The organism is Larkinella humicola (assembly GCF_008727875.1).
Classification (GTDB): domain Bacteria; phylum Bacteroidota; class Bacteroidia; order Cytophagales; family Spirosomataceae; genus Larkinella; species Larkinella humicola.
In genome coordinates this window covers 97,874-113,474 of the sequence record NZ_VTWS01000012.1, presented here as the reverse complement: position 1 = coordinate 113,474, position 15,601 = coordinate 97,874, and the positions used below count along the sequence as shown (strand labels likewise).

The window sequence follows — 15,601 nt, the reverse complement described above, 5'->3', positions numbered from 1 at the left end:
TGTCGAAGGTTACAAGCCAAGATTGAGACCGAGTGAGAAAGAGCGCAGCACCGGATAGGCGTCGTAATTGCCCGCATACGTTTTGTAATCGTACGGATTGTAGAGATTGAGCGGGTTGGTCGCCACCAGATACACCCGGACATTGCTCAACCCCAATCGGCTGGTAAAACCGGTCGGCAAGCCGTACGAAATAGTGACGTTCCGCACCGAAACCTGCGTGGCACTCCGGAACCAGAAGTCGGACTCCACGTTGTAATTATCCCGATAATACGGACTGGGGTAGGCGGCATTCGGATTTTCGGGTGTCCAGTGGTTTGCCCAGAACTGCGGACGGTTGGCGGTGGGCGTCGCCTGCGAACGGGCCGACGATTCGACCGAACTCTGGCCGCCAAACGACCCACTGATGACAGCCGCCACCGACAGCCCTTTGTATGAAGTGCTGAAATTAAACCCAAAACCGTAGTGGTTATTGGCTTTTTTCGTCAGAAACTGCATGTCGGCATCGGTGATTTTCCCATCGGGAGCGGTGAACTGCCCCGACGCATCTTTAGGGCCACGCACGTCTTCGTAATACAACATCCCCGGTCTGGGAACTGCGCCGAAAATGGTATAGCCCGGGTATTTTTCCAGATACGAGTCCACATCCTGCTGGGTTCGGAACATGCCGAGGTAGTTGTAGCCCTTGAAGCCCATGTCCGACGACTTGCCGAGAGGGTCCTCGAAGGTGCCAATTTTGCCTTTGTCGACATCGATTTTGATCTGTTTGTTATCGCTCCAGGTGAAAAATCCATTGACTTTGTAGGACCAGTCGCTGCCAATTTTATCACTCCAGCCCAGTGAAATCTCCGTTCCAAACCCGTCGACGGTCGCATAGTTTTCAGACGGCAACGTCGCCCCGACCAACAGCGGAACCGACGAGGTCAGCGACGTCAGCATGTTGTAGCGGTGGTCGTAGAATGCATCCAAACTGAGCGACAGGCGGTTTTTCAGGAATTGCGCGTCAATCCCGATGTTGTATTTCGTATTATCATCCCAGCGAGCCATGCGGTTGGCCATCGCGTTGTTGGGTGATACGATCAGCGGACGGTCGGCATTGCCACCAAAAACCGCCCCTTTTCCCGTCTGGATGGCGTAGCTGGTCAGCCAGTTATACGGTTTGGTGGCATCTCCGCCCAGAAAACCGAGTGAACCGCGCAGTTTCAGGAAATCGACCCAGCGAACGCCATTCCGAAAGAAAGGCTCCTCCGAAATGACCCAGCCTGCCGAAAACGACGGGAAAAGTCCCCAGCGGTATTCGGGCGCGAACTTGGTGGACGCATCGTACCGGATGGCGGTTTCAAACAGGTATTTATTGGCGTAATTGTAGTTGATCCGACCGGCGTAAGACAGAAAACCGACTTCCGATTCGGTTTCCGTCGTGGTTTGCGTGCCGGTGGCGTAGCGCATGTTGTCCAGCCCACCGATGATAACGCCCTCGGCCATGGCTGCAATGTTATCGGCGTGGGTTTCCGACTGCTCGAAGAAGGCAATGGCCGACACCTGGTGTTTCCCGAATTGCCGGTCGTAATTCAGGTACCCGTTGAGCTGGTAGGTATCCGTATAGCCGGGATTGGCGCGCACGCGGTCGCCGTTGTTCAGCGTAACGATTTTGAGGACATCTCCCCCGTAAATGTGCTTGTGGTCGCCCAGCATCGAGAAATTGTAGACATTGTATTTCGTTCCGTATTGTTTTCCGAAGCTGTTATCGACGGTTCGGCTATACAGCACCCGGGCTTTCAGCCCTTTCACAAACGGAATGGAATAATCCAGATTGGCGGTGATGTTCAGGCCACTGCTGCGGGTTTGAGTATAATTATTGGATTTCTGAATCTCGAAAAAGTGAAAAGCACCAAAATCGTTGGAACCGCCATTCGACAGCAAAACCGGCAGGCCGTTCACATACGGCGGAGCAAACTGGGGCGTATACAACAGGCTGCGCATGTCGTTTTCCGCGTTTTCGCCCCCCTGTTTCAGGTAATACATTTTCTTGTCCGACAGATCACCGCTCAACGACAGAGCGGCTTTCAGGTTTTTGGTCACCTGCATGTCCGCACTCGCCCGAAAGGTCCACTTGCCCGAGTTGATGTTGTCGAAGTTGGCATTCTGGGCGTTGTAGGAAGCCCCCGCGAAATACGTCGCTTTCTCGTTGCCACCGCTCACGTTCAGGGCATGACGCTGAACGGTCGACGGTTTCCAGGCCTGCCGCAGCCAGTCGGTGTTGTTGCTTTTGAAATGCGCCAGTTCGTCGGGCGTATAAATGAGCGGGTCGGTCGGGAGTCGGCCAGCGGCATAATTGACGTCGTTCAGGTAGGTCGCGTGCTCAAACCCGTTCATCATGGTTGGCAGTTGGGCATCCGAAATACCGGTCGAACCACTGTAACTGAATTTGGGCGTTCCGGCTTTTCCGCGCTTCGTCGACACCACCACCACACCCTGATTCGAACGCGCCCCGTAAATGGCGGCAGCCGCGTCTTTCAGCACCGAAATGGCCTCGACTTCCGACACATCCAGGGCGTTGAAATCATCCTCCGAGCGCACCACGTTGTCGATGACGTACAAGGGCCGCAGCGTTCCGCCGTCTTTCGATAAAACGATCGGATTCCGAACGGTAATCTGCGCATTTTCGCCCGGTCGGCTGGTTCCACCCGAAACGCCCACGCCCGGCAATTGGCCCACCAGCGCGGCCGACAAACTGTTAACCGGCAGATCCTGAACACTTTTCATATCGATGGTGGCAACGGCTCCCGTCAGACTGACCTTCTTCTGAACGCCGTAGCCCACCACCACGACTTCGCTCAACGCAGCCGCGTCTTCTTCCAGTTGCACCGCAAACGTCGTGCGTCCTTTTACCGGAACCTCCTGGGTTTTGAAACCAATGTAACTGAAAATCAAGGTTTCATCGCCCTTCGGCAGATTCAGCCGAAACGTTCCTTTGATGTCCGAAACCGTACCGGTTTTTGTGCCTTTGATCAGAACGTTCACGCCCGGCAGCGGTTCGCCTTTGGCATCTTTCACAACACCCGTAATGTTTTCCAGGGGAGACGCCGGTTTGAAAGCCGCCAGCGCAACCTTCCCGCCGGTGTTTGCGGCATAGCAAACCGCATCAGAGAGCCATCCCAGCGTCAATACGCAGAGCAACCTGCCGGTGCGCAGGAGGATTGTTTTCGTTCGTAAAACCGATGTCATAGGGTTGAAAGGATGGGAAGGTGCAGAGAACCTCCCGGTTGGTTGGAAAGGATTGACTTGGTTACTGTTTCCGGGCCTTTTCGGCCTCACTCGCAATGCGTTCTTCCCAGGCTTTGCCCGCCTGTTTCAGGTCGATTCCGGCCGCCGACAGGTAGTTGTTGATCCGCCCTTTGTATTTGCCAAACATGGCGTGTTTCTCTTTCGAGGTTCCTTCGTCCATCGCCCGCTCCCGGGCTTCGGTCAGCCAGGCCAGAATTTGCTTTTTCTGCGCTTCCGTTAAATCAGGCAACATAGCCTGATACCCCTTGTAGGTTATCGGCAGGACGCCGTACGTCATACCGTCTTTTACCTGATCGATTTGTTGGCCATTTAAATCAGCGGCTAAACGGGTCAGAAATTCCGTGTGCAGTATTTTTAATTCGCCGGTTATTTCACCTTCCAGTTTCTCTTTTTCGGCAAGTTTAGTCGCTGTCGGTGTCGTTTCAATCCGGTTTTTTATCGCTTCTTTCCGCCGTTCACGAATGGTGTTCAGATCCCGGTATTGCCGCGCGATAGACTCCTGAACCCGGGCCGATTTTGCAGGTTCGCTCAGGTTCAGCGTGGCCACAATCTTCGCAGCCCGTTCGGTAACGACCCGGTTATACGCGGTATCGATATGGGCCGGAGCCGAAGATTGCCCCACGGCCGAAAGAACGCCCATCACAACAAGCAGGCCACTGAACAGAAGGTTTTTTGGTGTCATGGTAGTCGGAAATTAAGAACGCAACAGGCTGATGACGGACTCGGATTCGCTGATTCTCGTCTGGTTGGCTTGTGCCTGCGATTTTCTACATAGCCAGGCGCTAAAAGAAGACTAAATCAGGATTTTACAATACTATTCTACAACTGAATACAAAAATATAGTACATTTCAGGGGCATAGCTGCATTTTTTTGCCAAATTATTATAGGAAGTTATCATCGAATAAATATAAATAATTGGAGTTATTTCGTTTATTTTTGTATATCGGTTACCGAAACCCACAAAGTGAAAACAAAATGAGCCGGAAACGAACGGTATGGCCCGTACGGTTTCCGTCCTGCTCCGGCGGGATAACAGACCCGCGCCAATTCAGTAGATCAGCCGGGATTTTTCTTTATAATGGAGAGGGGTCAGCTTACCGACCCGGTCCGAATTGAGTAGACACGTTAGTGCGCGATACGTATGAAGCCATTATTTCGAAAAGTGACGGATAAGCTGGAAAACTCCTACATTGTCCGGCACGATATTCTGCCGCATTTCAAGAACATCTGGCACTATCATCCCGAGCTTGAACTGCATTATATCATTAAGGGCGAAGGGGTACGGTTTATTGGCGACAAAATCGCTAACTTTTCGCCGGGAGAGATTGTATTAGTGGGCGAGAACTTGCCGCATACCTGGCGAAGTGGGAAAGAATATTACAACAACGACCCGGATTTAACCATCGAAGTTATTGTCATCCAGTTTCTGCCCGATTGCCTGGGCGATGATCTTTTAAAATTGCCGGAAGCGTATTTAATTCCCCGCTTGTTCGAAAAAGCAAAAAGCGGTATGGTCATCACCGGTCAGGCCAATGCCAGACTCGCGAACCTGATGCACCGGGCGCTCGACGCCACCAATCTCGACAAAATCATCATTCTGCTCTCCATCCTGCAAACCCTCGCGGAAACGGAAGAATATGAGCTGATCGTCAATGGCCGGGCGGTTTTTTACCAATCCGACGAAACCGATACCCAGCGACTGAATACGGTTTGCAACTACACGCTCGCAAACTACAAAAAGGAGATTTCACTGGAAGAAATTTCGGCCATCAGCAACCTGAGCGTGACCTCGTTCTGCCGGTATTTTAAACTGATGACCAACAAAACTTACTACGATTTTCTGATCGAGATCCGGATCAGCCACGCCTGCCGAGCGTTGATCGAGGGCAAAACCCTCACCGAAGTGATTTGCTTCGACTGCGGTTTTAACAACGTATCGAATTTTTACCGCCACTTCAAAAAAGTAACCGGCGTCACTCCCCTGGAATACAAACGCCAGTATCTCAACAAGTCGAAATCGCTGCTGAGCAAGGCAAGTGTTTGAAAAATAAATTGAAATATCGAAGTGTTGCCCCTAAATCCCCTGAAGGGGACTTGGACGCGAATCTTCCGGATGCAAAAAGTCCCCTTTAGGGGATTTAGGGGCAACACTTCGATATTCGTTATTTTCCAAGATTAAAACTTCCCTCTCACCGGCCCTACTTTCCCCGTCCGGATCACTTCCTTTCCATTCGCAAACACCCGAAATCCTTTGCCTTTTCCGTAGCGTTTTCCGGCTTTGTCGTACAAAATCGTCAGGATTTTTCCGTGATACAGCACATTATCCAGACAAAACCAGTCCCAGTGGTCGGGAATCAGCGGATGAATTTCCAGCACATCATCAGCGCGGGGTTTCAGCCCAACCAGGTCGCTGATGATCAGATCCGCGAACCCGGAGTGGTTATAAAATTTGCTGCGGGGATTATCGCCTTTCAGCCATTCGCCGGTTTTTTCATCCTGATACTCACCCAAATAAATCGTTCCGTTCATCGTGTGCGACCGGGCGTATTTCTGCAACTCATCGTAAAAAACCGCCTTCGTCATGCGCCCCTGATTTTTGTATTTCGTCAGTAGATTCGACAACGCTTTCAGCGTTTGCGTCGTGGCAAATGGCCAGACCGGCCCATCCCATTCACAGCCGTGGCCGGAACCGTGGGTTCGGAAAAGCGGGTGGCGACGTTCCGCCGTGGTCAGCCCCCAGGGTGCTGAAAAACCGGTCGTGTCGGTCAACAGGTCCCACTGCCGGGCATAAGTCGGGCTGTCGTCGGGCAGGTCAAAATACCAGGGAATGAAACCGATGGCTTCACGGGCGTTGGCAAAACTACCTTTGGGGGATTTCACTTCAAAAAACCGATCCTCCGCGTTCCAGAGACTATCCAGGGTCAGTTTTTTCAGCGACGCGGCCAGTTGCCGGTAGCGGTTTTGGAGCGTATCGTTGTGGACCAGAGCCGCCAGGTCTGCCAGGGCTTTGGCATTGCCATACATGTAACTGTTGATGGTCGGACGCCGGTTTTTATCTTTCCGCGAGCCACTGATCGATTCTTCCATGGCGTCCCGCACGTCAAACTGCCAGAACAAACCGCTGGCTAACTGCTTCTCCTGCTGCCACTTGCGGTAATCAGCATCTAGCGCCAGCAGGTTCTTTTGAATAAAGGGTTTATCCAGATTGACCAGATACCGGTTGTAAACGGCGTCATCGACCCAGCTACTGAACGCGTGAAACCGGGGGGCGGTGTGTTTCGGATCGACGTAGAGCCAGAACGAAATGTAGTCATCGATGTACTGCGGATCGTGCAGCCAGCGCCCCTCGTAAATGTGATGGCCCAACGCGCTGCTGATGGCGTTGTATTTGCCGGCGTGGTTCATTTTCGTGATGAACTCCGTAAAAATATAGCCTTCCGGCGTTCGTTTCAGGTGTTTTCGAAACGACCACCAGCGGTAGTAATACACGGTTTGAAGCGTCGAATCCGGGCAGTCAAAAAGCGGAATGTTCCGGGAAAGCCAGTCGAACGACTCCGCATTCGGAACGTGGTTTATGACCGCTTCGTCATCAATGGAATTAAAGGAGGTTACGTAGTTTTTCAACGTCTCCGTCGACAGCATTTTTGCCGATTGAGCCAGACAAACCGTAGTCTGCAACAACCCGATCAACCACACCACGCCAACCGTTTTTCTGTATTGTATCATTCGCCGTTTTATGCCCGTTGCTTCACAAATATAGTCTGTAAATTTGCTCGGTATCTGTACCATTTTCTCCCATAATTATACCATATTAGCTTTGCATCAGCCAACAATCTGCCTTTTCAAAAACCGGCCATTAGCCGTCACAGCACTAATTAACCTGCTGTCTTTTAGTGTATTGACTAATGTATTTGCACAACAAACCGGTATAAATCAATACAACACAATCTGGACTAGTCCAAGCAAAAATTCTTCGGAATCGATGCCGTGTGGCGGGGGCGACATTGGACTGAATGTCTGGGTGGAAAACGGTGATCTCCTCTTTTATGTGGCCCGAAGCGGGACCTTCGACCACAACAATACGGTGTTGAAACTGGGTCGGATTCGCCTGAAACTGGCCCCCAATCCGTTCGACGCCGGAACAACCTTTAAACAGGAACTGCTGCTGAACAAAGGGCAGGTGGTGATCACCGGCACCCGAGCCGGGCTGTCAGCGAAAATCACGGTTTGGGTCGATGTGTTCCGGCCGGTTATTCACGTGGCGGTTTCCAGTAACCAGGCGGTCAAAGCCGAAGCGGCTTTCGAAAGCTGGCGGTATACCGATCGCATCACGAAAGGCAAGGAAAACAACGCCAATTCGTACAAATGGGCACCCCGGGGCGAAGTCAAAACGTTGAAGGACTCGGTGCGATTCAGCGGAGATGCGGTCGAATTTTATCATCGAAATGGTGCCGAACGTTCGGCGTTCGACGTAACGGTGCAGCAACAGGGGCTGGACAGCGTTAAAAATCAATTATTTAACCCATTGACGAACCTGACTTTCGGCGGGCACTTCTCGGGAAAACGCTTAAAACCCGCCGGAACCTACCGGGGCAAGTACCTCGCTACGGATTTTCAGGGCTGGAAACTGGTGAGTCAAACCGCTTCCCGCCAACACGAACTGGTACTGCACCTGCATACGGATCAAGCCGTCAGCATGGCAGACTGGCGCCAGGGTCTTGAGGCTGGAATAAAAGAAGCTGCGGCCTCGGCAAAAACCGCCCAACGCCGGACTGAAAACTGGTGGAATGACTACTGGCAAAAAAGTTACATTTACCTGAATGCCCCGGTTGATTCGCCCGAATGGCAGGTCGCCCGGAATTACCAACTGTTCCGGTATATGTTGGGTTGCAATGCGTTCGGAAAATACCCGACCAAATTCAACGGCGGACTGTTCACCTTCGACCCTGCACTTACCGACTCCACGATGGCCTTTACGCCCGACTTCCGCAATTGGGGGGGCGGTATTCACACGGCGCAAAACCAGCGGCTGGTATACTGGCCGATGCTGAAAAGTGGCGACTGTGACTTGATGAAACCGCAGTTTGATTTTTACCGGAACCTGCTGAAAACCGCCGAGTTGCGAACCGCCGTTTACTGGCAGCACAAAGGCGCAAGCTTTACGGAACAGATTGAAAATTTCGGTCTGCCCAACTCCGCCGAGTACGGCTGGAAACGGCCCGCTGGCTACGATAAAGGCATGGAATACAACGCCTGGCTGGAGTATGAGTGGGACACGGTTCTGGAGTTTTGCCTGATGATACTGGAAACCGAACGCTACGCCGGAAAGGACATTACGGGTGACATTCCCTTCATCGAAAGTTGCCTGACGTTCTTCAACGAACACTACCCGTATCTGGCGAAACGCCGGGGCAGCAAGGCGTTCGACGGCGAAAACAAGCTGGTGCTGTATCCGGGATCAGCCGCCGAAACCTACAAAATGGCGTACAATGCCACCTCGACCGTTTCGGCCTTGCGAACGGTTTTGACGCGCCTGCTGGAATTGCCGGGGGAGTATTTGACCGCCGAAAAAAGGACGATCTGGAAGCAGATGCTCGACCGGATTCCACCGATTAGTTTCCGGGAATTTGACGGCCACCCGACGATTGCGCCTGCCAAATTGTGGGAGCGAATCAACAACGTCGAAACGCCCCAACTCTACCCGGTTTTTCCGTGGGGAATCTACGGGATTGGGAAACCGGGTCTGGATACAGCCATTAACACCTACCGCTACGACCAAGACGCCCTGAAATTTCGCAGTGCTGTGGGCTGGAAGCAGGACAATATTTTTGCCGCCCGGCTGGGTCTGACCGACGAAGCCGCCCGGCTCACGCTCCTGAAATTAGCCAACTCCGGTCGGCGGTTTCCGGCCTTCTGGGGTCCCGGCTTCGACTGGACGCCCGACCACAACTGGGGCGGTTCGGGGATGATTGGCCTTCAGGAAATGCTGCTGCAAGCCGACGGCCGGAAAATCTACCTGTTTCCGGCCTGGCCCAAAACCTGGGAAGTTCACGTTAAACTGCACGCGCCGTATAACACAACGGTCGAAGCGGTTTTGAAAAATGGGAGACTGGAATCGTTGATCGTAACGCCGGAATCGCGCCGGGGCGATGTGGTGAATTTGCTGAACTAACCCTACCGAATCAACGGAATCCAGACGGCCATTTCGGAACGGCCCCGGTTGCTCCAGGCATAATACGGAATCAGGCGAATGGTTTTGGCAACCGGTGCTTTTTCCGACACTTCCCGGTATAACTGGTTCGTCCAGGACCGGTTTTCCGTCTGTTGCGCCGTACCTTCCAACGCCATCAGTTCGGTGTTTTCAAGGGTCATCAGCTTCGGTTTTAAGTCGTTTTTAGCGGAAAGAGCCAGCGTAGTCAGTTTGGTACCCGGATTATCGACCGATTCCAGGCAATACACCACTGGCCCGCGTTTCACGGCCACCTGATTGCGGGTTTCCTCCACCAGTGGGTTCGCTTCCAGCAGTTTCACCGGCATCGGCAGGCTGATTTCGACCTTGTCGCCCGCTTTCCAGCTCCGGTTCAGTTCGGCGTATTCGCCGGATCGGATCACGGCCGAAACCGCCACGCCATTCACCCTGATCGTCGCGCCCTGACACCAGCCCGGAATGCGGACAAAGACCGAAAACGGTTTCGCCGGAGCCTGTTGCAACCGGAGTTTGATCAGGCCGTCCCACGGATACGCGGTTTCCTGCGTCAGCCGAATCGCCGAGCCATCTTTCAGCGTCGTTGCCAGTTGATTGGCCCCGAACAGATTCAGCCACAATCCTTTATCCGACACGCTATACGCATAGCTGCTCACTTCGGCCAGCGTCCGCACGGTATTGGGCGGGCAACAGTTCGACTTACTGATGTACCGCTGGCGGCCACCCATCCACCGCAGGGCATACGGATAATCGTCGGACGCGCTCAAGGGGTTGGTGTAGAAAAACGTGTTGCCGTCCAGGCTGATGCCCGACAGGATGCCGTTGTACAATTCCAGTTCCATCACATCGGCGTACTTGGCCTGGCCGGTAATTTGCAGCATCCGGTAATTCCAGAGCAGATTGCCGATGTTGGCGCAGGTCTCGTTGTGAGCCGAATGGTTGGGCAACTGATACGCTTTGCCGTAGGATTGGTGGACTTTCTGAACGGTATCGGGTTTGTACGCCGTGCCTTCGGGCGACACGCCGTCGTACAAGGCCCCGCAGCCACCGGTGACGTACATTTTGTGGTTGACCACGTCGTCCCACATCAAATTTAGGGTCGACAACAGCGTGCTGTCGCCGGTTTCGGCAAAAACGTCGGCGGCTCCGGCAAAGAGGTAATTGGCCCGAACGGCGTGACCGATCACTTTGGTCATTTTTCGGAACGGCACACGGTCGGAGTTGTCATCCGTTCCTTCCGACAGGCCCCGAATGTCGATGAGTTTCTGGGCCAGTGCCAGATAGGCGGGTTCGCGGGTGGTGCGATACATCTCGATGATGCCCATGTAATGAGACGGACAAATGGCATTTCGGGCCTGCTCGGGGCTGGCGTTGTTGTAAAAACCGATCAGGAAATTCGTCGCTTTTTTAGCGATGTCGAGCAGGGCGGTTTTTCCCGTGGCGCGGTAATGCACGCAAGCCGCCGTCATCAGGTGTCCGAAGTTGTAAGCCTCAAAACTCAGCTTATCATCGAACATCTTTTTCTCACCGCTTTTTTTCTGCTGGATGATGGCTTTGGTGTAAATATACCCATCGGCTGTTTGCGCCGTGCCGATGACCGCAATGGCCTCATCCATCAACGCATCGAGCTTTTTGTCCCTGGTCATCGCGTACATCCCGGCCAGCGACTCCAGTGTTTTGTAGAAATCCCCATCGTGAAACGACGGCCCCTTAAAATTCCCCGACGCCAGTCCGGCGGCTATTTTGAAGTTCTCGTAGGAATGACTCAGGTTCGGATCGGTATAGGTTTTCCAGAGTTGTGGCACCATCGCGTCGCGGCACACCTGAAAGCGGTCGGCCCAGAAGCCCGTTGTCCAGCTCACTTCGTTCAGGTTGACGCCCTGCAAGCGCACAAACCGGCTCTGTGCCGTATTGACCAGCGCGTTCGGCTGGGCGTGGGCGGTGAGGCTAATGAGTGCGACCGCGAAGCCGGTAAACGTTTGGGTTAAAAAAAATCGCGTTAAGTTCATCGGTTTATAATTACAAAATTAAAAACACAGACAGGTTAAAACCCATCGCTACAAAATCGGTCATCCCTACGGGATTATAGCCCCCTTGTCCATCTACACCCCGGTTTAAACCGTTCAAAAAAAGACCGTCTTTCCCGTTGACCTCTCGTTAACAGTCGCCGTTTTCGAATCTCGCCAGCCGCTGTACAAAAGGTTTTTATCCAGGGTCGGTTTTGGAAAAAACAGGCTGGCAATGTACCCGACGCCAATGACAACCAGGTGACTGTAGACGCCCAGCATCAGTTTATGGTGCGTAAAATTGTATTGACCCAAGTCGAGTAAAAGCGTTTTGTCGTTGCCATAACCAATTTTGGTGGAGGTCAGAAAGGCATACGCCGTGAACAGAATACACACCACAATGGCGATGTTGACGCCCTGCCGGTTGGCCCGCGCACTGAAAATCCCCAGCAGAAAAATACCAACAATGCCGCCCGAAAAAATGGCGTATAGTGTGAAGACAATCCCCAGAACGCCCTCATTCCCAGCCCGCAGATAGAAGGCACCGATCAGAATGGCGGTCAGGCCCGAAGCCACCACAATGGCTTTGCTAACGGTCAGGTATTCGGCATCGGGCCGAGCCGGGCGTGATTTTTTGTAGAAATCTTCCAAGCCGACAGCCGCCAGCGCGTTCAGATCGGCGCTGAGGCTACAAATAGCGGCTGAAATCATGGCGGCCAGAATGAAACCGACCACGCCCGTCGGAAATTGGGTCATAATGAAATACGGAAAAACCGCATCGGGGCGGATGGACGCGGGCAATGGCTGTTGTTTATAATACACAAACAGGGCGGTTCCGATGAACATGAACAGCGCCCAAACCGGCACCGTGAGCGAGATGCCCAGAATCGACGCTTTGATGGCCGCTTTGTCGGTTTTGGCCGTCAGGTAACGCTGCACAACGGTTTGGTCGGTGCCGTATTTCTGAATGGCGTAGAACATACCGTTGATGACCATGACAAAAAACGTCAACTTCGTCAGATCCAGATCATACGGGCCAAAACCGGTTCGACCATTGGCGGAGGCCACCTCGATAACTTCGTAAAAACCGCCTTTGACGGAAAACAGGATGACAGTGACACAGAGAATACCGCTGGCAAACAGCATAAAGCCCTGAAACACATCCAGCCAGATCACGGCTTCGATGCCACCCAGCAGGTTGACGGCAATGATGATCAGCCCGACGACGATGATGATGTAGAACGTATCAACGCCGGTCATGTTGGTCAGCGCGACCGCCAGCAGAAAAAAAACCGTTCCCATCGATGAAAACTGCCGGAGAACAAAGGCGATGGAACTGTAATACCGGGCAAAGGAACCAAAGCGTTTTTCGAAATATTCGTAGGTGCTGAGGCCGATCACTTTGCGGTACAGCGGCACGATGAACCAGATGGTTCCGAGCAACACGATGGGCACCATCAAACCCTGGACGAGCAGAATCCAGTTCGACGAAAAGCCTTCACTCGGGTAACCCAGAAACGTCACGCTGCTGATGAGCGTCGCCAGCAACGACATGCCAATGGCCCAGGCAGGAACCCGGCCTTTGGCGGCAAAATACGTCTCCGTCGTGCGCTGATTCCGGGCATACCGAAGTCCGAAATACAGGTTGATCAGCAATACCGCACTGATGATCAGGTAGTCGATTAGGCTCAGGGTCGGATTTGGCATTCGGTTCAGTAATTTATTAAAATAGGCCCAATTCCGGGGGCCAGCGATAGCTTCCCGGTTTTACGGTAACGTGCAACTCTGTTTTTTCAATGGCTTTGCTGCGAACCACGCCCGTCGCCAGTTCCTCAACCGGGGCCAGCCGCGTAATGCCGATTTCCCGCAAAACCGCCGACGCCGTGGAACCGCCCTCGATGATCAGTTCGTCAATGTGCGTCCGGTTCAGCACGTCCCGGACGGTTTTTGCCAGGTCGGTTCGCAACTGAACTGCCGATGAATTCTCTACCCAGGCGGGGTCGATGGCCATCACAACCGGCTTTCGCTGTTGAAGGCTCGTCGCCACTTCGGTTGCCCACGTAGTTCGGCTCGATTCATCCAACGTGCCGGGTTGCAGTAGTGCTTTGGGCATATACTGCACGAAATGCCCGGAATGTACGGCTTTCTTCACCCAATCCACGCTCTCTTTAAACGCACTGCCGCAGACGTACAGGCGGGTGTTGCCCGGCGCAACCGGCGTTACGGTTTTCCGTTTTGGCGGAAACCGCGAATCCAGAATGGCCGTAAAAAAACCGGAACCGCCCCCCGCCAGGACCTGGTGGTCAATCCGTTCGACCCAGGCTTGTAGATCCGTCCATTTTTCAACGTTGCCAAAAACAACGCCCCGGTTCGGTAATGCATCCGAAGGATTGCGAACAAAAACCGGTTCAGTCGTGATCTTGAACCGCTTCAGAACGTCGGAATCCGTCACCGGAAATTCCGGATCATGGGCGAAATGCGTCTGGTGGAGCGGTTTTCCATCAACGTAATAGCATCCATGAACCAGCGTTCGTCCCAGCGCCGGATTGGCCGGAACGAGCAGCGCCTTCGCCAAACCCAGCACGGTCAACTGTGCGCGAGTTTCCGCCAGAATATGCCCGCGCAGCACCGAATCGATCTTTTTATAAATCAGTAGCGGTTTCAATTCCTGCAAAGCCCGGCTGACTTCAGTCATTTCCCGTACCGCTTCCGGCTCCGAAACCGAGCGGGCGTCGGTAGAAATAACGAGCAAATCGGCTTTCGATTGCAGATTGACCGACATCGAAAGCTCGACCTCCAGGCCGTACGCCAGACCAATTCCACCCAGTTCGGCGGCCCCCGTTAAATCATCGGCAATGACGGCGATCATAGTTTTACAGTAGGCAAACGCCCCTAAATCCCCTAAAGGGGACTTAAAGCATCCGGATTTGAAAGTCCCCTTTAGGGGATTTAGGGGCGTTTATTCCACTGGCAGCAAGTTCTTGCGCCGGTTTTTCGCCAGTTGCACCGCCGACTCAATCGCCAACACCATCGCATCCGGACTCGCCACGCCCTTTCCGGCAATTTCAAACGCCGTTCCGTGATCCACCGAGGTACGAATAATGGGCAATCCCATCGTAATGTTCACACCTTTGACGCTATCCATCTGCTTTTTAGCCGCGTTCCACTGAAAACCGGTCAGTTTGAACGGAATGTGGCCCTGATCGTGGTACATCGCCACGACGCCCCCGTAATAGCCCGTGGCGGCTTTAGAAAACAGCGTGTCGGCCGGAACCGGCCCTTCCACGTCGAAACCGCGTCGTCTGGCTTCCTCAACGGCGGGCAAAATCTCCTCGTCGTCCTCCGTTCCGAACAGGCCCGAATCACCGGCGTGGGGGTTCAGACCGGCAACGCCCAGTTTCAGGTTGGTTTCGCCCAGCGAAATCAACCCGTTGTGCAGCAGTTCGATGACTTCCAGGATCCGGTCTTTTTTGACCAGATCGCAGGCCTGCCGCAACGACACGTGCGTCGAGACGTGAATCACTTTCAGGTTGTCTTCGACCAGCAACATGCCGTATTTCTTCGTATGGGTAAAGTGGGCGTAGATTTCGGTATGACCCGCAAAGTGGTGCCCGGCTTCGTTAATCGACTTTTTGTTGATCGGACCGGTCACCGTCGCGTCGATTTCCTCCGCCAGTGCCAGATCGATCACGGTTTTTACCGAAGCAAAGGCCGCTTCCCCCGCCATCGCCGAGATTTCGCCGAATCGCAGGTTCGCCAGCTCCACGTTCGCCAGGTCATAGACATCGATCGTTCCCAACCGGAACGTGGCGTCCTGAACGGAGGCAACCGGGTGAATAACCGCCTTTAGGTTCAACCGGTAAGAAATATCTTCATAAACCCGGGCGTCACCCACCAGAATCGGACGGCAGATGTCGTAAATAACAGGGTTCAATAGCGCCTTGACCGCGATTTCGGGGCCAATACTCGCCGGATCGCCCATCGTAATGCCGATGATCGGTTTGGAGTCTGTGCTCATTGGTTCTATTTTTGGGGGTTTGCGGTAGTAGGTTTACGGTATTCGGTTTTCAGTTTACGGTTTACGGTGGCTGACGCATTGGCATT

The 15,601-nt window shown here is 53.4% G+C and carries 9 protein-coding genes; 2 read left to right on the top strand and 7 right to left on the bottom strand.

What is annotated here, in order from left to right; translation table 11 throughout:
* Window positions 1-9 precede the first annotated feature (9 nt).
* Both F0P93_RS29775 and F0P93_RS29770 read right to left on the bottom strand, forming a co-directional pair.
* Entirely contained in the window at window positions 10-3,225 is a 3,216-nt protein-coding gene (locus F0P93_RS29775) for a SusC/RagA family TonB-linked outer membrane protein (RefSeq protein WP_150881441.1), read from the bottom strand.
* Window positions 3,226-3,286: 61 nt separating this feature from the next.
* The gene (locus F0P93_RS29770) at window positions 3,287-3,967 is read right to left on the bottom strand and encodes a DUF3826 domain-containing protein (protein ID WP_150881440.1); all 681 of its coding nucleotides are present in this window, start codon (window positions 3,965-3,967) and stop codon (window positions 3,287-3,289) included.
* A gap of 460 nt (window positions 3,968-4,427) precedes the next feature.
* Here F0P93_RS29770 and F0P93_RS29765 point away from each other — a divergent pair, with 460 nt between their 5' ends.
* Entirely contained in the window at window positions 4,428-5,330 is a 903-nt protein-coding gene (locus tag F0P93_RS29765; RefSeq protein WP_150881439.1) for an AraC family transcriptional regulator, read from the top strand.
* A gap of 131 nt (window positions 5,331-5,461) precedes the next feature.
* On the opposite strand, the gene F0P93_RS29760 is transcribed toward F0P93_RS29765, so the two are convergent.
* Window positions 5,462-7,012: an MGH1-like glycoside hydrolase domain-containing protein gene (locus F0P93_RS29760; protein WP_150881438.1), complete on the bottom strand. Its 1,551-nt coding sequence runs from the start codon at window positions 7,010-7,012 to the stop codon at window positions 5,462-5,464.
* A 91-nt stretch (window positions 7,013-7,103) separates the two neighbouring features.
* On the opposite strand from F0P93_RS29760, the gene F0P93_RS29755 reads away from it, so the two are divergent.
* Window positions 7,104-9,458 carry a DUF5703 domain-containing protein gene (locus tag F0P93_RS29755; RefSeq protein WP_374756795.1) on the top strand — a complete coding sequence of 785 codons (2,355 nt, stop codon included), beginning with the start codon at window positions 7,104-7,106 and terminating at the stop codon, window positions 9,456-9,458.
* Between the two features lie 2 nt (window positions 9,459-9,460).
* Here the strand turns inward: F0P93_RS29755 and F0P93_RS29750 are convergent, their stop codons facing one another.
* The 4 genes from F0P93_RS29750 to pdxA form a co-directional block, all read right to left on the bottom strand.
* Window positions 9,461-11,500, bottom strand: coding sequence for an aceric acid hydrolase (locus F0P93_RS29750; RefSeq protein WP_150881437.1), 2,040 nt, complete (start codon window positions 11,498-11,500; stop codon window positions 9,461-9,463).
* Between the two features lie 114 nt (window positions 11,501-11,614).
* Window positions 11,615-13,204 carry a sodium:solute symporter family protein gene (locus tag F0P93_RS29745; RefSeq protein ID WP_150881436.1) on the bottom strand — a complete coding sequence of 530 codons (1,590 nt, stop codon included), beginning with the start codon at window positions 13,202-13,204 and terminating at the stop codon, window positions 11,615-11,617.
* A gap of 16 nt (window positions 13,205-13,220) precedes the next feature.
* Entirely contained in the window at window positions 13,221-14,366 is a 1,146-nt protein-coding gene (locus tag F0P93_RS29740; RefSeq protein ID WP_150881435.1) for a four-carbon acid sugar kinase family protein, read from the bottom strand.
* A gap of 90 nt (window positions 14,367-14,456) precedes the next feature.
* The gene (gene pdxA / locus F0P93_RS29735; RefSeq protein WP_150881434.1) at window positions 14,457-15,515 is read right to left on the bottom strand and encodes a 4-hydroxythreonine-4-phosphate dehydrogenase PdxA; all 1,059 of its coding nucleotides are present in this window, start codon (window positions 15,513-15,515) and stop codon (window positions 14,457-14,459) included.
* Window positions 15,516-15,601 lie beyond the last annotated feature (86 nt).

Excerpts from the sequence above, each read along its gene's own strand:
- F0P93_RS29750 (WP_150881437.1), bottom strand. The coding sequence starts at position 11,500 with ATGAACTTAACGCGATTTTTTTTAACCCAAACGTTTACCGGCTTCGCG.
- F0P93_RS29740 (WP_150881435.1), bottom strand. The coding sequence starts at position 14,366 with ATGATCGCCGTCATTGCCGATGATTTAACGGGGGCCGCCGAACTGGGT.
- F0P93_RS29760 (WP_150881438.1), bottom strand. The coding sequence starts at position 7,012 with ATGATACAATACAGAAAAACGGTTGGCGTGGTGTGGTTGATCGGGTTG.
- F0P93_RS29770 (WP_150881440.1), bottom strand. The coding sequence starts at position 3,967 with ATGACACCAAAAAACCTTCTGTTCAGTGGCCTGCTTGTTGTGATGGGC.
- pdxA (WP_150881434.1), bottom strand. The coding sequence starts at position 15,515 with ATGAGCACAGACTCCAAACCGATCATCGGCATTACGATGGGCGATCCG.
- F0P93_RS29765 (WP_150881439.1), top strand. The coding sequence starts at position 4,428 with ATGAAGCCATTATTTCGAAAAGTGACGGATAAGCTGGAAAACTCCTAC.
- F0P93_RS29745 (WP_150881436.1), bottom strand. The coding sequence starts at position 13,204 with ATGCCAAATCCGACCCTGAGCCTAATCGACTACCTGATCATCAGTGCG.
- F0P93_RS29775 (WP_150881441.1), bottom strand. The coding sequence starts at position 3,225 with ATGACATCGGTTTTACGAACGAAAACAATCCTCCTGCGCACCGGCAGG.